A 17,840-nucleotide genomic window follows, 5' to 3' on the forward strand; every position below is an offset into this window, starting at 1 on the left:
CTTTGGCCGAATTGCCCGCGTGGATAGCGACGGCATCGCCGTTTCGCTCGGCGAAGGAGAGGAAGATATGACGGTGAAGGTAGCGATCAACGGCTTCGGCCGCATCGGGCGCAACGTTCTGCGCGCGATCATCGAGTCGAAGCGCAAGGATATCGAGGTCGTGGCGATCAACGATCTCGGCCCGGTCGAGACCAACGCCCATCTCTTCCGCTTCGACTCCGTCCATGGCCGCTTCCCCGGCACCGTGACCGTCTCCGGCGACACGATCGATGTCGGCCGCGGCCCGATCAAGGTCACCGCGATCCGCGACCCCAAGGACCTGCCGCACAAGGCGCTCGGCGTCGACATCGCCTTCGAGTGCACCGGCATCTTCACCACCCGCGACAAGGCCGCCGCGCATCTCGCGGCCGGCGCCAAGCGCGTGCTGGTCTCGGCCCCCTGCGACGGCGCCGATCTGACCGTCGTCTTCGGCGTCAACCATCACGAACTGACCAAGGACCACGTCGTCGTCTCGAACGCCTCCTGCACGACGAACTGCCTCGCGCCGGTCGTGCGCGTGCTGCATGACAGCATGGGCATCGACAAAGGCTTCATGACCACGATCCATGCCTATACCGGCGACCAGCCGACGCTGGATACGATGCACAAGGATCTCTATCGCGGCCGCGCCGCCGCGCTCTCGATGATCCCGACCTCGACCGGTGCCGCCAAGGCGATCGGCCTCGTGATCCCCGACCTGAAGGGCCGTCTCGACGGCACCTCGATCCGCGTTCCCACCCCGAACGTCTCGGTCGTCGACTTCAAGTTCATCTCGAAGCGGAAGACCACGGTCGAGAAGGTCAACGAGGCCATCATCAAGGCGTCGAAGCGCGGCCCGCTCAAGGGCATCCTCGCCGTCACCGACCAGCCGAACGTCTCGATCGACTTCAACCACGATCCGGCGTCCTCGACCTTCGCGCTCGACCAGACCAAGGTCATGGACGACAAGTTCGTCCGCGTGCTCTCCTGGTACGATAACGAATGGGGCTTCTCGAACCGCATGAGCGACACCGCCGTCGCCATGGGCGCCCTGCTCTGAACCGTCTTACCAAGGCCACGTTCCTCCGTCAGGGCGTGGCCTTGTCCCTGAACAGCAGCAGAAACGGACCGAGCATGGCCAAGATCGAGCCGACAGTAGCGACCCCGCCCGCCCCCCAGACCGAGCCTGCCTCCGCGCCGGTCAGCCTGGCGCCGATCCCGGCCTTCCCCTCCGCTCCGGCCCCTGCCTCCGCTCCGGCTCCGGCTCCGGCCCCCGTAAGCACCGAGCCGGCACCGGCCGCGACGGAGCCGCGCAAGCTCGACCAGCTCTCCCGCATCGAGGAGAAGGCGGCGCGCATCGAGGAGAAATTCGCCCGCTACGAGGCCGTTCTGACCCGCGCCGAAGCCTCGCTGGAGCGCTCGGCCGGCAAGGTCGACAATGCGGTGGGCACGCTCGACATCGGCGGCATCCGCAACGAGATCGCCGCCCTGCGCCAGCGCGTCGATGCGACGCCGCGGGCCGGCACGCTCTTCGTCACCGCCGCCGTGACCGCGGTGCTCACCGTGCTGCTCACCATCCTCGTCCTGAAATTCGGCGTGCCCGGCCTGTTTGGCGGCCTGCTGCCGCAATGAGCGCCTTCCGCACCCTCGACGACGCCGATCTCGCAGGCAAGCGGGTGCTTGTCCGCGTCGACCTCAACGTTCCCATGGACGGCGACAAGGTCAGCGACACCACCCGCATAGACCGCATCCTGCCGACGATCCGCGAGATCGCCGACAAGGGCGGCAAGGTCGTGCTGCTCGCGCATTTCGGCCGGCCGAAGGGTCGCGACGACAAGAACAGCCTGCGGCAGGTCGTGTCGGCGCTGACTGAGGCGCTCGGCCGCCCCGTCACCTTCGTCGACGATTGCATCGGCGAACCGGTTGCAAAGGCTCTTGCCGCCGCCAGGAACGGCGACGTCCTGCTGCTGGAGAACACCCGCTTCCACGCCGGCGACGAGAAGAACGATCCCGACTTCGTCAGGGCGCTCGCCGCCAATGGCGACCTCTATGTCAACGATGCCTTCTCGGCCGCGCACCGGGCGCACGCCTCGACCGAAGGCCTCGCCCATGTCCTGCCGGCCTATGCCGGGCGCACCATGCAAGCCGAGCTCGAAGCCCTCTCCGCCGGCCTCGACAACCCCACCCGCCCGGTGATGGCGATCGTCGGCGGCGCGAAGGTCTCGACCAAGCTCGACCTGCTCGGCAATCTGGTGAAGAAGGTCGATGTCCTCGCCATCGGCGGCGGCATGGCCAACACCTTCCTCGCCGCGCGCGGCGCCGATGTCGGTAAATCCCTCTGCGAACATGATCTCGTCGGCACCGCCCGCGAGATCGAGGAGAAGGCCAAGGCTGCCGGCTGCGAGATCCTGCTGCCGGTCGACGCGCTGGTGGCGCGCGAGTTCAAGGCCCATCCCAGCTACCGTGTCGTGCCGGTCGGCAATGTCGAAGCCGACGAGATGATTCTCGATGCCGGCCCGCTCTCGATCGCCGAAGTCGTGCTGCGGCTGGGGAAGGTCAAGACGCTGGTCTGGAACGGCCCCTTCGGCGCCTTCGAGCTGCCGCCCTTCGACACGGCGACCGTCGCCGTCGCCAAGGCCGCGGCCAGGCACGTCAAGGCCGGCGATCTCGTCGCGGTCGCCGGTGGCGGCGACACCGTCGCGGCGATGAACCATGCCGGCGTCATCGACGACCTGTCCTATGTCTCGACGGCGGGCGGCGCCTTCCTCGAATGGATGGAAGGCAAGGCCCTGCCGGGCGTCGAGGCCCTGCGGAAGCGCTGATCCGGGCATTGACCGTACGGGCCGCTCCGACAACGGGGCGGCCGCTCGCGTTTTAAGCTTTCCACCCACCCGGCTTTGCGCCGGGAGCCTGTCCGCACTACATCTTTCGCCATATCCGTTTTCAAAAGGGGAGTGCCATCGTGGCCCGTATCACGCTTCGCCAGTTGCTCGATCATGCCGCCGAGAACGACTACGGCGTGCCCGCCTTCAACATCAACAACATGGAGCAGGCGCTGGCGATCATGGCGGCGGCCGATGCGACCGACGCGCCCGTCATCATCCAGGCCTCGCGCGGCGCCCGCAGCTACGCCAACGACATCATGCTCAAGCACATGATGGACGCCGTCACCGAGATCTACCCGCATATCCCGGTCTGCGTGCATCTCGACCACGGCAACGAGCCGGCGACCTGCATGACCGCGATCCAGGCCGGCTTCACCTCGGTGATGATGGACGGCTCGCTCAAGGCCGACGGCAAGACGCCCGGCGACTGGGACTACAATGTCGGCGTGACCAGGACCGTCACCGACATGGCCCATCTCGGCGGCATCTCGGTCGAGGGCGAGCTCGGCGTGCTCGGCTCGCTGGAATCCGGCGAGGGCGAGAAGGAGGACGGCCACGGCTTCGAGGGCAAGCTCAGCCATGACCAGCTCCTGACCAATCCCGACGAGGCCGTGAAGTTCGTCGCCGAGACCAAGGTCGATGCGCTCGCCATCGCCATGGGCACCTCGCACGGCGCCTACAAATTCACCCGCAAGCCCGACGGCGCGATCCTGGCGATGCATGTCATCGAGGAGATCCACAAGCTGCTGCCGAACACCCATCTCGTCATGCACGGCTCGTCCAGCGTTCCGCAGGACCTCCAGGACGTCATCAACCAGTATGGCGGCAAGATGCCCCAGACCTGGGGCGTGCCGGTCGAGGAGATCCAGCGCGGCATCAAGCACGGCGTGCGCAAGATCAACATCGACACCGACAACCGCATGGCGATGACCGGCCAGATCCGCAAGATCCTCTCAGAGAACCCCGGCGAGTTCGACCCGCGCAAGTATCTGAAGCCCGCCATGGAGGCGATGACCAAGCTCTGCAAGCAGCGCCTTGAGGAGTTCAACACCGCCGGCCAGGCCTCGAAGATCAAGCGCGTCATCACGCTCGCCGACATGGCCAAGCGCTACGCCAAGGGCGAGCTCGACCCAACCTTCGGCGCCAAGAAGGCGGCCTGAGGCCGTGACCTGCTCCCTCTCCCCCTGCGGGAGAGGGTTGGGGTGAGGGGTCGCACGACGTTTCCGAGGCCGGCTGGAAAGCTGGCTGTATCGGAAGCGTCGCGCGACCCCTCATCCGTCTCCGCTGCGCGGAGCCAACTTCTCCCGCAGGGGGAGAAGGAAGTGCCTCAAACGCCGATCTTCCCCCCGCCCTTCTTGGTGATCGCCACCACGGAGGGCCGTACCGGCATGTCCGGCTTGAAGTCCGGCCAGCGGGTCGAGAGGTCCTCGTAATAGGAGCGGCGGCCGAATTCCGGCCAGTCCGGGCCGTCATCGCCGGGATGCTGCACGGCGACGAAGGCGGTGGTGTCGTCCGGCGTGAAGTAGGGGCCGCAGAGCTCCGCGCCATGCGGCACGCGGTAGAACAGCTTCGAGGTCCGGCGCGCGCCGCCCTCGGTATCGACCGCCCAGAGCCCGTCGGTGCGCCCGGTCACGTCTATGCCGTTGCCATCGGTCGAGACCCAGAGCCGCCCGGCGGCATCGACCACGGCATTGTCGGGCATGCCGAACCAGCCGTTCTTGGTCGTATCGGTCGAGAAGCTGGCGCCGACCGCGGCGACGGACGGATCTCCGCATTTCAGCAGGATCTCCCAGCGCCCCTTGGTCGCCGTATGGTCACCATCGGCCTCGGCGATCTCGATGATATGGCCGAAGGCGTTCTTCGCACGCGGATTGGCCGCGTCGATTTGCTCGTCCTTACGGCTCGTATTGTTGGTCAGCATCACATAGACGCGTCCCGTCACCGGGTTCGGCGTGATGTCCTCCGGCCGGTCCATCTTGGTCGCGCCGAGCAGGTCGCCGGCGCGGCGCGCCTCGATCAGCACATCGGCCTGGCTCTGGAAGCCGTTGACCGCCGTCAGCGGCCCCTGACCGAACACCAGCGGCAGCCATTCATGCGTGCCATCAGCCGCAAACTTGGCGACATAGAGCGTACCGGAATCGAGCAGGTCGAGATTGCTGGTGCGGTTGTTCGGGTCGAACCGGCCCGCCGTGACGAATTTGTAGACATAGTCGAAGCGCTCGTCGTCGCCGAGATAGGCGACCACGCGCCCGTCCCTGGCGACGATCATGTCGGCGCCCTCGTGCTTGAAACGGCCGAGCGCCGTGCGCTTCTTCGGCACCGAGTTCGGATCGAACGGGTCGACCTCGATCACCCAGCCGAAGCGATTGGCCTCGTTCGGTTCCTTCGCCAAGTCGAAGCGCTCCTCGAAGCGACCCCAGGCGTAAGGCGAGGACGGCACGGCGAGGCGCTTGTAGTTCGCCTCCTCGCGATGGCCCTCCGGCAGCTTGCCGGAGAAATAGCCGTGGAAGTTCTCCTCGCCCGAGACGAAGGTGCCCCAGGGGGTCAGCGCGCCCGAGCAGTTGTTGAGCGTGCCCAGCACCTTGCGGCCGCTGGCATCGGCCTTGGTCTGCACGCGCTCGTTGCCGGCGACCGGCCCCGAGAGCTGCATCTCGGTCGCCACGGTGATGCGGCGATTGTACTTGGAATCCTTGACCAGCGCCCACTGGCTGCCGGTCTTCCGGATTTCCGCGACCGTCGCGCCATGCGCCATCGCCTCGATCGCGAAACGCTCCGGCGTCGCGTTCTTCAGGACAGGCTTGCCGTCCTTCATCTCGACGACGCCCGGGAACATCAGATGCGGGTTGGTGTATTCGTGATTGACGAAGAGCAGCCCATGCGCGGACGGGTCGACGGCGCCCGTCATCGGCACATAGCCGACGAAATCGTTGTTGTAGCCGAACTGTTGGCTCTGGGCCTCGGCACTCTGCTTCGTCGGATCGAAGGCCGGCGCATCGGCCGTCAGCGGATCGCCCCAGCGCAGCAGTACCTGCGCCTCGTAACCCTCGGCGACATGATGATCGGCATCGACGCCGACCTCGACCTCCTTGAACGAGAAGGCTGATTTCGCGCCTTGCGCCTGCGCTTCGGCGGCGGTTTCAAGCGCCAGCGTGCCGACCGTCGCCGAGATCGCCGAAACGGCGAGCGCACCCTTGAGCAACCCGCGCCGCGAAAAGCGCTGCGAGATCAGCTCGCCCATGGTCGGGTTGTCGGTCGGATTCCGCGGCTCGACATCCTCATGCTCCAGCATGCTGGCGCCGAAGGTGGATTCATGATCGTCGTCGCGCATGGTCGGCCTCGGTCGCTTCGGATTGGAATAATGCGCAGCTAGACCCAGCCATTGACAGCCGAATGACATCGTCCGTCAGCGGCAGGCCATCTTCCAGCCAGTCCCGGCCCTGCGCCCGCCGCCCTTTCCGTCTCAGGCGATTTCTGGTTCAACGCTGGCTTGCTTCTGTCCCAGCCGGCTTCCCGCACCATGTCGATCGTCTTCTCTGCCCTGGTCGCGGTCTTCGTCGGCTTCGCCGCTTCCGTCGCCGTCATCCTGCAGGCAGCGCAGGCGCTGGGCGCCACGCACGGCCAGACCATTTCCTGGATTGCGGCGCTCTGCCTCGCCACCGGCGCCTCCAGCCTGTTCCTGTCCTGGCGCTATCGCATGCCGATGATCTGCGCCTGGTCGACGCCCGGCGCCGCCCTGATCGCGGCCGTGACCGGCTTCGACATGGCGTCTGCCGTGGGCGCCTTCCTGGTCGCCGCCGTGCTGATCATGCTGACCGCGGCCTTCCGCCCGCTCGGCAGGCTGATCGAGCGCATCCCGATGCCGGTCGCGGCGGCGATGCTCGCCGGCGTGATCTTCCGCTTCGTCGCCGCCGTCTTCGACGAGATGCGCCTTTCGCCCGGCCTCGTCCTGCCGCTGCTCGCCGTCTTCCTCGTGGCGCGCCTGCTCAATCCCTTCCTCGGCGTCATCGCCGCACTCGTCGCCGGCATCGCGATCAGCTTCCTGGGCGGCCTCGCCCATTGGCCTGCCGGCGCGATGACACTGAGCGGCCTCGAATTCGTCACGCCGCACTTCGATATTGCCGCCATGCTCGGCATCGGCGTCCCGCTCTATCTCGTCACCATGGCCGCCCAGAACCTGCCGGGCTTCGCCGTGCTGCGCGCCGCCGGCTACAATCCGCCGACCGCGCCCTCGCTGTTCGTGACGGGCCTGACCTCGCTCCTGACCGCGCCCTTCGGCGCGCATATGACCAACATGGCCGCGATCTCAGCCTCGATCTGCACCGGCGGCGACACCCACCCCGATCCGGCCCAGCGCTGGAAGGCGGGCGTGCTCTACGGCCTGTTCTATTTCGTCGTCGCCGCCTCGACCGGCTTGCTGATCGCCCTGCTGCTGGCTTTGCCCAAGGCGCTGATCGTCGCCGTGGCGGGCCTCGGCCTCGTCGGCTCGCTCACCGGCGCGCTCGGGCAGGCCATGGCCTCCGACAAGGAGCGCTTCGCCGCCGTCGTCACCTTCGCCGTCGCCGCCTCCAGCCTCTCGCTTTTCGGCATCGGCTCGGCCTTCTGGAGTCTCGTTGCTGGTCTTGCGGTCTTGACATTGGACTTCGCTGCGGGCCGTTTGCGCAGCCGATCATGACCACACAATCATCCTCCACCCGCCTGATGCTCGTCACCCCTCCCGTCGCAGACGCGGAGGCCATGGCTTTTCGCCTGATGCAGGCCATGGCCGGTGGCGACGTCGCCGCCGTGCTGCTGCGCCTCAGCGCCGGCGACGACCGCAGCCGGATCGAGCGCGTCAAGCGCCTCGCCGGCCCGGTCCAGGCCAATAATGTCGCCCTCGTCGTCGAGGACAATGCGCTCGTCGCCGCGCGCGGTGGCGCCGACGGCGTCCATCTCACCGGCGGCCCGGCCGCGGTCTCTGAGGCCCGCTCCAGCCTGAAGAGCGAGCGCATCATCGGCATCGGCGCCCTGCGTGCCCGCCACGATGCCATGGATGCCGGCGAGGCCGGCGTCGACTATGTGATGTTCGGCGAGCCCCGCCCCGACGGCTCGCTGCCGCCGCTCGCGGCCGTGGTCGAGCGCGCCGGCTGGTGGGCCGAGATCTTCGAGACGCCCTGCGTCGCCTATGCGCCCGATGCCGACTCCATCCACGCGCTGGTCGAGACCGGGGCGGAATTCGTCGCGCTCGGCGCCTGGGCCTTCGACGAGGGGCAGGATATCCGCGCCCTGGTCGAGCAGGCCAACCAGGCGATCGCCGCCTGCACCGCGCGGAAGACGGCCCGATGACGCGGCTGGCCGGGCAAGCCTTGCTGGCCAGCGCCCTGCTCGCCGGCGCCCTGCTTGCCGGCCCGGCCGAGGCTGCGTCCACGCCGGACCTGGCCTATGGCGCCTACCAGGCCGGGCATTATCGTCGCGCCCAGGCGGAAGCGCTCAAGCGCATCGAGGCCGATAGCAGCGACGCCGCCGCGATGACGTTGGTCGGCGAGCTCTATCGCCAGGGCCTCGGTGTCGCGCCGGACCAGAAGGTCGCGACCGAATGGTATGAGCGGGCCGAAGCGCGCGGCGACATCAACGCGGCTTTCGCGCTGGCGACGCAGCTTCTCGACGAGAAGAGCGGCAAGCGCGATCCCGTCCGCGCCGGCAAGCTGCTCGAGAAGGCTGCCGCAGCCGGCCACCCCGCCGCCAACTACAATCTCGCGCTCGCCCTGCTCGCGGCGAACCGCGAAGCCGAGGACAAGCGCGCCATCGCCTGCCTCGAGATCGCGGCGAAATCCCAGATCGGCGATGCCATGCATGCGCTCGGCGTGCTGGCGAAGCAGGGGCGCGGCATGCCGGCGAGCGAGGAGGTCGCGGCTCGCTGGATGAAGCAGGCGGCGGCGGCCGGCAACGTCCCCGGCGAGGTCGAGTACGCCATCATGCTGTTCAACGGCACCGGGGTCGAGAAGGACGAGGCCGCCGCCGCCAGCCTGTTCCGGCGCGCCGCCTGGGAGGGCAACCCCATTGCCCAGAACCGCCTCGCCAAGCTCTACCAGTTCGGTCTCGGCATCGCGCCGGACACGATCGAGGCCGCCGCCTGGCATCTCGCGGCCCGCTCGCAGGGCCTCAAGGACCCCGCGCTCGACGACATGTTCGAGCGCCTCAAGCCCGAGCAGCAGGCCCGCGCCGCCCGCATGGCCGCCGGCCGGATCAGCACCGCCGTCTTGACGGCGCCCTAAGAGCCGCGCAAGTGACGGGGTACTACGGTCGAAACACAGCCCTCATCCTGAGGAGCGGGCAAAGCCCGCGTCTCGAAGGATGTTCCAGCGCGCTCTGGAGCATCCTTCGAGACGCCGCTTTCGCGGCTCCTCAGGATGAGGGCTAGCGTGACCGTTCCTTCATTTCCAGCCGCGCCCACGAGCGCGCAAGAGGTTTCCGATGATCCGCTCCCCCCTGATGACCGTGATGACCGACGCCGTGATGAAGGCGTCCCGCTCGCTCAAGCGCGATTTCGGCGAGGTCGAGAACCTGCAGGTCCTCGCCAAGGGCCCGGGCGATTTCGTGTCCAAGGCCGACACCAAGGCCGAGGAGATCCTCCGCGCCGCGCTGGAGAAGGCCCGCCCCGGCTATGGCTTCGTCATGGAGGAGAGCGGCGTCGTCCATGGCACCGACGAGAGCAACCGCTGGCATATCGACCCGCTCGACGGCACCCACAACTTCCTGCGCGGCATCCCGCACTGGAACATCTCGGTCGCGCTGGAGCGCGACAACCAGTTCATCGCCGGCGTGATCTACGACGCCGCCAAGGACGAGATGTTCATGGCCGAGAAGGGCAAGGGCGCCTATGTCAACAACCGCCGCCTGCGCGTCTCCGGCCGCAACGAGCCCGCCGACATGCTGATCGGCACCGGCATCCCACATATCGGCAAGGGCGGCCACGGCCAGTTCCTGCGCGAGCTCGCGGCCGTGATGCCGCGCTTCGCCAATGTCCGCCGCATGGGCTCGGCCGCGCTCGACATCGCCTATGTCGCGGCCGGCCGCATGGACGCCTATTGGGAACGCGGCCTCAACACCTGGGATTTCGCGGCCGGCGCCGTGCTGATCCGCGAGGCCGGCGGCACCTTCGGCACGCTCGACGGCAAGCCGGCGACCAGCGCCAAGGACATCATCTGCGGCAACGAGGCCGGAGAGCGCGCGCTCAGCCAGGCGCTCAAGACCGCGGCTGCCTGAGGCCAACAGCCTCGAAACTGTTGCTCTTTCGTGCTTGATCCCGGCGGCGTGGGAGGCGACAGTCCTCCCCGCACTCCGAGGCGAACGGAAGACGACGCATGGCGATTGAGGAATTCGCGGCCGAGCCGGCAACGGCCGCAATCGTGCGGACGCAGGTCCGCTTCTCCAGGCCGATCCGCTATGTCGTCCGCGCGGTGCTGTTCCTCGCCCTGATCGGCTTCCTCGGCTTCATCCTGCAGGCCGGGCTGGTCCAGGCCTTCATGACCAATCCCGGTCTGAACGGCCTCATCCTCGGGGCCCTGCTGGTCGGCTGCCTGATCGCGCTGCGCGAGCTCTGGCGCATCCACAGCGAGGCGCGCGCCGCCACCACCCTCGCCGTCGCGCCTGCCTCCGCCGATATCCGCCGCGGCCAGGTCATCGCCCCGCTGGGCTCCGTTCTGCCGGCGCTGGAACACGGCACGCTTGCCCCGGCCCAGGCCGTCACGGCGCTCGAATCGATCGCGGTCAGGCTCGACGACGGGCGCGAGGTGCTGCGCTATCTCAGCGGCCTGCTCGTCTTCCTCGGCCTGCTCGGCACCTTCTGGGGCCTGCTCGACACGGTCGGCTCGGTCGGCGGCGTCATCAAGTCGCTGCGCACCGGCGCCGAGGCCGGTGTGCTCTTCGACGAGCTCAAGGCCGGGCTTTCCGCCCCGCTCGCGGGCATGGGCCTGTCCTTCTCGTCCTCGCTCTTCGGCATCGCCGGCTCGCTGATCCTCGGTTTCCTCGACCTTCAGGTCGGCCAGGCGCAGCGCCGCTTCCGCAACGAGGTCGAGAGCTGGCTCGGCAGCCGCACCGGCACGCCGGAGGCCCCTGCCGCCCTGCTCGCCGCGGGGAATCCGCTGGCGGACCGTTTCGAGCAGCTCAGCGCGGCGATGGCCGATGGCGCCTCCAACAACCGCGCCGCGACGCAGGCCCTCTCCAATCTGGCGGAAGGCATCCAGGGCCTGGTCCAGCACATGCGCTCCGAGCAGCAGATGATCCGCGACTGGGTCGAGGCGCAGGCCGCGCGCGAGAAGGACCTGAAGCGCCTGATCGACCGCCTCACCGCCGACCAGGTCACCGAGCCATGATGGCGTCGGACAGAGCAGGAATCTGACGGATGGCCCTCTCCCGCGCCCATCGCCGCGAGGACGTCAATTTCTGGCCCGGCTTCGTCGACGCGCTCTCGACGATGCTGATCGGCATCGTCTTCCTGCTGACGGTCTTCGTGCTCGGCCAGTTCTTCCTCTCGCAGGAATTGACCGGCAAGGACACCGCGCTGGAGCGGCTCAACAAGCAGATATCCGAACTGACGGACCTGCTCGCTCTTGAGCGCTCCTCCAACCGGCAGGCGCAGGAGAGTCTCCAACTGATGCAGTCGACGCTGACGCAGACGCAAGGCGAGCGCAGCCGGCTGCAAGGCCTGATCGACACGCAAGCCGGCAGCAACGCCGGCGCCCAGCTCGCCGAATCGCAGAAGGCGCTGGATGCGGAGAAGCAGCTCTCGGCCCGCGCCCAGGCGACGGTCGATCTCGTCAACCAGCAGATCCAGGCCATGCGCCGCCAGCTCGCAGCGCTGGAGGAAGCGCTCTCCGCCTCCGAGGCCAAGGACAAGGATTCGCAGGCCCGCATCTCCGAGCTCGGCTCGCGCCTCAACGTCGCGCTGGCCCAGCGCGTGCAGGAGCTGGCACGCTATCGCTCGGACTTCTTCGGAAGGCTGCGGCAGGTGCTCGGCACGCGGCCCGATATCCGCGTCGTCGGCGACCGTTTCGTCTTCCAGTCAGAAGTCTTCTTCGACGGCGGCCAGGCCGTGCTGAAGCCCGAGGGCAAGGTCGAGCTCGACAAGCTCGCCACCATCCTGCTCGATCTCGGCAACGAGATGCCGCCGGACCTGCCCTGGATCCTGCGCGTCGATGGCCATACCGACAACCGGCCGATCAAATCCGCGCAGTTCCCCTCGAACTGGTATCTCTCTTCGGCCCGCGCGATCGCCGTCGTCGAATACCTGATCTCGCGCGGCCTGCCGACCGATCGCGTCGCCGCCACCGGCTTCGGCGAATACCAGCCCCTCGACGTCGCCAATACCGACGACGCCCACCGCCGCAACCGCCGCATCGAATTCAAGATCACGGAGCGGTAGGCCGCCCCTAAGCCGCCGCCAGCCCGAACTGCAGCGCCGCGAGCCGCGCATAGAGCCCGCCGCGCGCCTTGAGCTCGGCATGGCTGCCCTCCTCGACGATGCGCCCGTCCTCCATGACGAGGATGCGGTCGGCCGAGAGGATGGTCGCGAGCCGATGCGCCACGACCAGGGTGGTGCGGCCCTGCATCAGGTGGTCGAGCGCGTCCTGCACCGCCCGCTCGCTCTCGGAATCGAGGGCCGAGGTCGCTTCGTCGAGCAGCAGGATCGGCGCGTCCTTCAGGATTGCCCGCGCGATCGCGAGGCGCTGGCGCTGTCCGCCCGAGAGCGTGACGCCGCGCTCGCCGACGACCGTCTCGTAGCCGTCAGGCAGGGCACGGATGAACTCGTCCGCCGCCGCGAGCCTCGCCGCAGCCTCGACCTCCTCCTGCGAGGCTCCGGGCCGGCCATAGGCGATGTTGTCGCGCACCGAGACGCCGAACACCGTCGGCTCCTGCGGCACCAGCGCGAAGCGCTCGCGCCAGACCTCCGGATCGGCCTCGGGACCGGCGACGCCGTCGACGACGACGCGCCCGTCCTGCGGATCGTAGAAGCGCAAAGCCAGTTGCAGCACCGTGCTCTTGCCGGCACCGGACGGCCCGACCAACGCGATCCGCTCGCCCGGCCGGACCGAGAAGGTCAGGTCCGACAGCGCCGGCCCGACACGGCCGGGATAGCTGAAGGAGACGTTCTCGAAGGCGAACTCGCCGAGCGAGGGAGCCGGCATCGGCTTGGGATGCGGCGGCGCGGCGATGGCGGGCTTCAGCGCCAGGATCTCGCCGAGCCGGCTGGAGGCACCGGCAGCCGCACTGATATCGCCATAGACCTCGGAGAGCTGGCCGAGCGAGCTTGCGGCCAGCACCGCATAGAGGATGAACTGCGACAGCCGTCCACCGGTCATCCGCCCGTCGAACACCTCGGTCGCCCCGACCCAGAGCACGCAGACCACGCTGGCGCTAACCAGGAAGATCGCAACGCCCGAGAGGAGCGCGCGCGAGGCCGTCGCCTCCCGCGAGGCTGCATAGGCCCCGTCCGACGCCGCCTCGAACCGCGCCGAACTCTGCCCGGCGGCACCGAAAGACTGCATCGTGCGGATGGCGCCAACGGCTTCAGCCGCGAAGGCGGAGGCATCGGCGAGCCGGTCCTGCGCCGCCCGCGAGCGGCGCCGGACCGAGCGGCCGGACAGGACCAGCGGGATCACGATCAGCGGGATGACGCCGATGACGATCGCGGAAAGCCGCGGGCTCGTCGCCACCATCATTGCCAGCGCGCCGAGCGTCATGATGGCGTTGCGCAGCGCGATCGAGGCTGTCGAGGCGAAGGTCGACTTGATCTGGGTGGTATCGGCGGTCAGCCGCGAGACGAGATCGCCCGCCCGGCTCGAATCGAAGAAGGCCGGTTCGAGCCGGGTCAGATGGCGGAAGACATCGGCGCGGAGCGACGCGACGATGCGCTCGCCCACCGTCATCACCAGGTAGAAGCGTGCCGAGCTCGCCAGCGCCAGCACGCCGACCACGCCGATCAACAGGATGAAATAGCTGTTGGCGAGCTGCTGCTCGCCCCCGGTGAAGCCGACATCGATGACGCGGCGCACCGCCAGCGGCAGCGCCAGGGTCGCCAGCGAGGCGACGACCAGCGCGACGAGCGCGAGCAGAATCCGGCGCTTCTGCGCCCGCGCATAGGGCCAGAAGGTCGCGAGCGAGCGGAAATCCGGCCGGGCCTTCGTGTCGTTCTTCTCAGCTTCGGCCACGCGCCGGAACTCCTGCATCTCGCGCACGCGTCGCGCGCGCACTTTCGAACAATATAAAACGCGCCCCGGTGAAGCCGATCATGACGGCCTTGGCAAACGACGCAACGCCGCAGGGCCGGCCTCCGGGAGAGCGCCGCGCTTGCGCTGGAGCGCCGGCTGCGATATGTGCACCCAAATTCACGACAGGCTCATCCGAATTCTTTCGACGGGCCGGGCAGGCTCGCCTGCTTGTCGATGCGCCCGTTTTTGTAAGCTTTCTGAGGATTTCGTCATGGCCAAGGCTGGCATCCATCCCGACTATCACGCCATCAAGGTCGTCATGACCGATGGCACCGAATATGCCACCCGCTCGACCTACGGCAAGGAAGGGGACACCCTCAACCTTGACATCGACCCCACGACCCACCCGGCCTGGACCGGCGGCACCCAGCATATGCTGGACCGCGGCGGCCGCGTCTCGCGCTTCAACACGCGCTTCGCTGGCCTGGGCGCGATCGGCAAGAAGTGATGCTGCGGCGCTGCGGCGCCGCCGTCCTTGATCTGAGACAAGAAAACCCGGCCTCGCGGCCGGGTTTTTCGTTTTGGCATGATCCGAAGCGCAGCGCCTCGACGGCGCCGCGCTCCCGAATGATCAGTGAGCGAGCCCGAGCCGGGCCTGCAGGCTGGCGAGCTGGTCCAGGACCGGGTTGACGGCCGCGCGGACAGGCGCCTGGCCCGACATCTGGCCCTCCAGATGGCGGATGCGCTCCTGCAGCCTGAACGAATGCGCCATCAGCTCGCGCAGCCGCTCCGGCAATTGCGCCACGATAGACTCCGACGGCGGCGCCATCGGGTCGCCGATCTTGACCTTGTTGTGCTCGGTCCGGGCCTGCTCCGCGGTGAGTTCGCCTTCCGCCACCGCCCGCTGCACCAGGAGCCAGGAGGCGATCTGCATCAGTCGCGTGGTCAGGCGCATGCTCTCGGTGGCGTAGGTCAGCGAGGCCTCGCGCGGCAGGGCGGCGGCATCCTTGCGCCCGCCGCCGTCGAGATAGCCCGCCGTCTGCTCGACCAGTCCCATTCCCTCGCGAAACAGCAGCATGAAGGCGTCGGAGCGCACGAAGCCCCGTGCGAAGGAAATCGCGCCCTCTTCCGTCTGCGGGTCGAGCAACTGGGCGTCGTTCATGCGGTGTCTCCCATCGGCACAAGCCCGTGCGCCTCTGGAACGCGTCACGGATCAGGACACCGATGTCGCAAGGATAGCGCCGATCACGTTTGCCGGCGCCGGTAAGGTGTCGTTAACCTTAACGAGGCTAAACCCCTGTGGCGACAACAAGGCAGGCGACCCCGAAAAGCGGGTCGACCGGCCGGTGCGAGGGAACGCGCAAACAAAAAAAGAGCCGCCAAAGGCGGCTCGAAGGTCAACAGGGAGGCGTCAAACAGAGTGGGCAGGAGCCACTCGACATCCAGACAAACTGGATGATGCGATTCATACTTTGGAATCATTAACGCCCTGTTAACGGGCGTTTCTTTTTGACGCTTTTTCAGGCGGGTTTGCGGAAGAACGCATCCGCTGCGGAGCGCGAGGCGTCCTTGCGGGACCGGGCCTCGATCAGGCGCTCGATCTCGGCCCTGAGCGCGGCGACCCGCTCGTCGATCTCGCCAAGCGACAGCGTCGACAGATCCTGCCCGATCTCGTGCACGCTCTTCGGCTTGGGGCGGTCATCCTCCGGGAATATCGACATGGCGGCCTCGCATCTGCTCAAACTGCGCGGGGCACGCTAGCTAAGTTTCCAACGCAGTCACGCTGCGACGCACCAAACGAGGACGAGACGCATGACCACCCTTCCCGAAACGATGACGGCGATCGGCATGGCGGCTCCGGGCGGCCCCGAGGTTCTGCGGCCGGAAACGCGCCCGGTCCCGAAGCCCGGTCCAGGCCAGATCCTCGTCGCCATCGCTGCCGCCGGCGTCAACCGCCCGGATGTCCTGCAGCGCCAGGGGGGCTACAACCCGCCACCCGGCGCCTCCGACATCCCCGGCCTCGAATTCGCCGGTACGGTGGTCGCGCAAGGTGAAGACGCCAGCCGCTTCGCGATCGGTTCGACGGTCTGCGCCCTCGTCGCTGGTGGCGGTTATGCCGAATATGCCGTGGTCGACGAGCGCAACGCCCTGCCCGCCCCCAAGGGCCTGACGCTCATCGAGGCCGGCGCGATCCCCGAGACCTTCTTCACCGTCTGGACCAATGTCTTCCAGCGCGGCCGCCTGCAGGCCGGCGAGAGCTTCCTCGTCCATGGCGGCTCGTCCGGCATCGGCACCACGGCGATCCAGCTCGCCAAGGCTTTTGGCGCGACGGTCTTGGCGACCGCCGGATCCGACGACAAATGCGCGGCCTGTCTTGAGCTCGGCGCCGACCATGCCATCAACTACCGGACCGAGGATTTCGTCGCAGCGGCGAAGGCGGCGACGGGCGGGCGCGGCACCGACCTGATCCTCGACATGGTCGGCGGCGACTATATCGACCGCAACTACGAACTGGCCGCCGACCAGGGCCGCATCGTCCAGATCGCCTTCCTCAACGGGCCGAAGGCCACGGTCAATTTCAGCCGGCTGATGCTGAAGCGGCTGAGCCATACCGGCTCGACGTTGCGGCCGCGCACCGTGCCTGAGAAAGCGGCCATCGCCGCCGAATTGCAGGCGAAGGTCTGGCCCCTGCTCGAGGCCGGGCGCTGCAAGCCGCTGGTCCACGCCACCTTCCCGCTGGCGCAGGCGGCGCAGGCCCATCGCCTGATGGAATCCAGCGCCCATATCGGCAAGATCGTCCTGACGGTGTGAGCGCTGCTTTTCATGGACACTTGCCCCGCCCTCGCCTATAAGGCGCGCCATCCTGCTCATCGTCGATGATTTGGATGGCCGGCCGGGGAGGCCGGTCGGCGCATGAGAGCTATTGTCCGCGACCCTGCCTTTACGAGCCCCACCGAGCGGCGGCGCGAAGGCGACTGAGGAGACCGTTGCCGTGTCACAAACCCCGCTGATGCCCAAGGCCACCGCGGTCTGGCTGGTCGAGAACACCTCGCTGACGTTCGAGCAGATCGCCGAGTTCTGCAAGCTGCACCCGCTCGAGGTGCGCGGCATCGCGGATGGCGAAGTCGCCGCCGGCATCAAGGGCCTCGACCCGATCACCTCAGGCCAGCTCACCCGCGAGGAGCTGGAGCGCGCCGCCAAGAACCCGAGCCACCACCTCAAGCTCGCCGAGCGCAAGGTGAAGGTGCCGGAGATCAAGCGCACCAAGGGCCCGCGCTACACCCCGGTTTCCAAGCGCCAGGACCGCCCGAACGCCATCCTCTGGCTGCTGCGCAACCACCCCGAGCTCAAGGACGCGCAGGTCATCCGCCTGATCGGCACGACCAAGTCGACCATCGCGCAGATCCGCGACCGCACCCACTGGAATGCCCAGACGCTGACCCCGATCGACCCGGTCAGCCTCGGCCTGTGCTCGCAGATCGACCTCGATTTCGAAGTCGGCCGCGCCGCCAAGGACCGTCCGGCCGCGCTGGTCGAGGCCGGCTCGACCCTGCTCTCGGCCGAGGAGACCACCGCACCGGAGCCCAAGCCCAGCGAGACCCAGCCCTTCGCCGACATGAGCCGGCCGAAGCGCGAGGAAGAAGCGGCGATCGACGTCGATTCCGTCTTCGCCAAGCTGAAGCAGGTCAGGCGCCCGGCCGAGGACGAGGACGAGGACGACGAGTAAGAGCTCTCGATCACGGACGCTGCG

17 protein-coding genes are annotated in these 17,840 nt (G+C 68.0%); 13 read left to right on the plus strand and 4 right to left on the minus strand.

Annotation, left to right across the window (positions count from 1 at the left end):
• Positions 1-67 precede the first annotated feature (67 nt).
• The 4 genes from gap (at position 68) to fba (ending at position 4,063) form a co-directional block, all read left to right on the plus strand.
• Positions 68-1,078 (plus strand): type I glyceraldehyde-3-phosphate dehydrogenase, encoded by a 1,011-nt coding sequence (gene gap, locus ACWIEX_RS17410; RefSeq protein ID WP_061970293.1) that lies wholly within the window; start codon positions 68-70, stop codon positions 1,076-1,078.
• Positions 1,079-1,152: 74 nt separating this feature from the next.
• Positions 1,153-1,650, plus strand: a complete 498-nt coding sequence (locus tag ACWIEX_RS17415; RefSeq protein ID WP_454034244.1) for a hypothetical protein — start codon at positions 1,153-1,155, stop codon at positions 1,648-1,650.
• The gene (locus ACWIEX_RS17420; protein WP_454034245.1) at positions 1,647-2,840 is read left to right on the plus strand and encodes a phosphoglycerate kinase; all 1,194 of its coding nucleotides are present in this window, start codon (positions 1,647-1,649) and stop codon (positions 2,838-2,840) included. The genes ACWIEX_RS17415 and ACWIEX_RS17420 overlap by 4 nt, the downstream gene beginning before the upstream one ends.
• 140 nt (positions 2,841-2,980) lie before the next feature.
• Complete coding sequence (gene fba / locus ACWIEX_RS17425) at positions 2,981-4,063, plus strand: class II fructose-bisphosphate aldolase (protein WP_454034246.1); 1,083 nt, start codon at positions 2,981-2,983, stop codon at positions 4,061-4,063.
• Between the two features lie 167 nt (positions 4,064-4,230).
• Here the strand turns inward: fba and ACWIEX_RS17430 are convergent, their stop codons facing one another.
• Positions 4,231-6,231 (minus strand): PhoX family protein, encoded by a 2,001-nt coding sequence (locus ACWIEX_RS17430; protein ID WP_454034247.1) that lies wholly within the window; start codon positions 6,229-6,231, stop codon positions 4,231-4,233.
• Positions 6,232-6,420: 189 nt separating this feature from the next.
• Here ACWIEX_RS17430 and ACWIEX_RS17435 point away from each other — a divergent pair, with 189 nt between their 5' ends.
• The 6 genes from ACWIEX_RS17435 (at position 6,421) to ACWIEX_RS17460 (ending at position 12,303) form a co-directional block, all read left to right on the plus strand.
• On the plus strand, positions 6,421-7,575 hold the full coding sequence (locus ACWIEX_RS17435) for a benzoate/H(+) symporter BenE family transporter (RefSeq protein WP_454034248.1): 1,155 nt from the start codon (positions 6,421-6,423) through the stop codon (positions 7,573-7,575).
• Complete coding sequence (locus ACWIEX_RS17440; RefSeq protein ID WP_454034249.1) at positions 7,572-8,225, plus strand: thiamine phosphate synthase; 654 nt, start codon at positions 7,572-7,574, stop codon at positions 8,223-8,225. Before ACWIEX_RS17435 ends, ACWIEX_RS17440 begins: the two co-directional genes overlap by 4 nt.
• Positions 8,222-9,154, plus strand: coding sequence for a tetratricopeptide repeat protein (locus ACWIEX_RS17445; protein WP_454034250.1), 933 nt, complete (start codon positions 8,222-8,224; stop codon positions 9,152-9,154). The genes ACWIEX_RS17440 and ACWIEX_RS17445 overlap by 4 nt, the downstream gene beginning before the upstream one ends.
• Before the next feature lie 199 nt (positions 9,155-9,353).
• Positions 9,354-10,145 (plus strand): inositol monophosphatase family protein, encoded by a 792-nt coding sequence (locus ACWIEX_RS17450; RefSeq protein ID WP_454034251.1) that lies wholly within the window; start codon positions 9,354-9,356, stop codon positions 10,143-10,145.
• A 98-nt stretch (positions 10,146-10,243) separates the two neighbouring features.
• Positions 10,244-11,254, plus strand: coding sequence for a flagellar motor protein MotA (locus tag ACWIEX_RS17455; protein WP_454034252.1), 1,011 nt, complete (start codon positions 10,244-10,246; stop codon positions 11,252-11,254).
• Between the two features lie 29 nt (positions 11,255-11,283).
• On the plus strand, positions 11,284-12,303 hold the full coding sequence (locus ACWIEX_RS17460) for a peptidoglycan -binding protein (RefSeq protein ID WP_454034253.1): 1,020 nt from the start codon (positions 11,284-11,286) through the stop codon (positions 12,301-12,303).
• A gap of 7 nt (positions 12,304-12,310) precedes the next feature.
• Here ACWIEX_RS17460 and ACWIEX_RS17465 read toward each other — a convergent pair whose 3' ends face one another.
• Positions 12,311-14,107, minus strand: a complete 1,797-nt coding sequence (locus tag ACWIEX_RS17465; protein WP_454034810.1) for an ABC transporter transmembrane domain-containing protein — start codon at positions 14,105-14,107, stop codon at positions 12,311-12,313.
• Positions 14,108-14,360: 253 nt separating this feature from the next.
• Here ACWIEX_RS17465 and rpmE point away from each other — a divergent pair, with 253 nt between their 5' ends.
• Positions 14,361-14,597, plus strand: a complete 237-nt coding sequence (rpmE, locus tag ACWIEX_RS17470; RefSeq protein ID WP_061969875.1) for a 50S ribosomal protein L31 — start codon at positions 14,361-14,363, stop codon at positions 14,595-14,597.
• 123 nt (positions 14,598-14,720) lie between these two features.
• Here the strand turns inward: rpmE and rcdA are convergent, their stop codons facing one another.
• Together rcdA and ACWIEX_RS17480 are read right to left on the minus strand one after the other, a co-directional pair.
• Positions 14,721-15,251, minus strand: a complete 531-nt coding sequence (gene rcdA / locus ACWIEX_RS17475; protein ID WP_454034254.1) for a protease adaptor protein RcdA — start codon at positions 15,249-15,251, stop codon at positions 14,721-14,723.
• A gap of 358 nt (positions 15,252-15,609) precedes the next feature.
• Positions 15,610-15,810, minus strand: coding sequence for a DUF1192 domain-containing protein (locus ACWIEX_RS17480; protein ID WP_454034255.1), 201 nt, complete (start codon positions 15,808-15,810; stop codon positions 15,610-15,612).
• A 91-nt stretch (positions 15,811-15,901) separates the two neighbouring features.
• Between ACWIEX_RS17480 and ACWIEX_RS17485 the strand changes: the two genes are divergently transcribed.
• Both ACWIEX_RS17485 and ACWIEX_RS17490 read left to right on the plus strand, forming a co-directional pair.
• Complete coding sequence (locus tag ACWIEX_RS17485; RefSeq protein WP_454034256.1) at positions 15,902-16,900, plus strand: NAD(P)H-quinone oxidoreductase; 999 nt, start codon at positions 15,902-15,904, stop codon at positions 16,898-16,900.
• A 181-nt stretch (positions 16,901-17,081) separates the two neighbouring features.
• Positions 17,082-17,816, plus strand: a complete 735-nt coding sequence (locus tag ACWIEX_RS17490; RefSeq protein ID WP_454034257.1) for a DUF1013 domain-containing protein — start codon at positions 17,082-17,084, stop codon at positions 17,814-17,816.
• The last annotated feature ends 24 nt before the right edge of the window (positions 17,817-17,840 follow it).

The sequence above is a fragment of the Allobosea sp. NPDC055353 genome (assembly GCF_053644975.1).

Excerpts from the sequence above, each read along its gene's own strand:
- ACWIEX_RS17480 (WP_454034255.1), bottom strand. The coding sequence starts at position 15,810 with ATGTCGATATTCCCGGAGGATGACCGCCCCAAGCCGAAGAGCGTGCAC.
- ACWIEX_RS17440 (WP_454034249.1), top strand. The coding sequence starts at position 7,572 with ATGACCACACAATCATCCTCCACCCGCCTGATGCTCGTCACCCCTCCC.
- rpmE (WP_061969875.1), top strand. The coding sequence starts at position 14,361 with ATGGCCAAGGCTGGCATCCATCCCGACTATCACGCCATCAAGGTCGTC.
- rcdA (WP_454034254.1), bottom strand. The coding sequence starts at position 15,251 with ATGAACGACGCCCAGTTGCTCGACCCGCAGACGGAAGAGGGCGCGATT.
- ACWIEX_RS17445 (WP_454034250.1), top strand. The coding sequence starts at position 8,222 with ATGACGCGGCTGGCCGGGCAAGCCTTGCTGGCCAGCGCCCTGCTCGCC.
- ACWIEX_RS17435 (WP_454034248.1), top strand. The coding sequence starts at position 6,421 with ATGTCGATCGTCTTCTCTGCCCTGGTCGCGGTCTTCGTCGGCTTCGCC.
- ACWIEX_RS17485 (WP_454034256.1), top strand. The coding sequence starts at position 15,902 with ATGACCACCCTTCCCGAAACGATGACGGCGATCGGCATGGCGGCTCCG.
- ACWIEX_RS17415 (WP_454034244.1), top strand. The coding sequence starts at position 1,153 with ATGGCCAAGATCGAGCCGACAGTAGCGACCCCGCCCGCCCCCCAGACC.
- ACWIEX_RS17430 (WP_454034247.1), bottom strand. The coding sequence starts at position 6,231 with ATGCGCGACGACGATCATGAATCCACCTTCGGCGCCAGCATGCTGGAG.
- ACWIEX_RS17465 (WP_454034810.1), bottom strand. The coding sequence starts at position 14,107 with ATGCAGGAGTTCCGGCGCGTGGCCGAAGCTGAGAAGAACGACACGAAG.
- ACWIEX_RS17420 (WP_454034245.1), top strand. The coding sequence starts at position 1,647 with ATGAGCGCCTTCCGCACCCTCGACGACGCCGATCTCGCAGGCAAGCGG.
- ACWIEX_RS17455 (WP_454034252.1), top strand. The coding sequence starts at position 10,244 with ATGGCGATTGAGGAATTCGCGGCCGAGCCGGCAACGGCCGCAATCGTG.
- ACWIEX_RS17460 (WP_454034253.1), top strand. The coding sequence starts at position 11,284 with ATGGCCCTCTCCCGCGCCCATCGCCGCGAGGACGTCAATTTCTGGCCC.
- gap (WP_061970293.1), top strand. The coding sequence starts at position 68 with ATGACGGTGAAGGTAGCGATCAACGGCTTCGGCCGCATCGGGCGCAAC.
- ACWIEX_RS17450 (WP_454034251.1), top strand. The coding sequence starts at position 9,354 with ATGATCCGCTCCCCCCTGATGACCGTGATGACCGACGCCGTGATGAAG.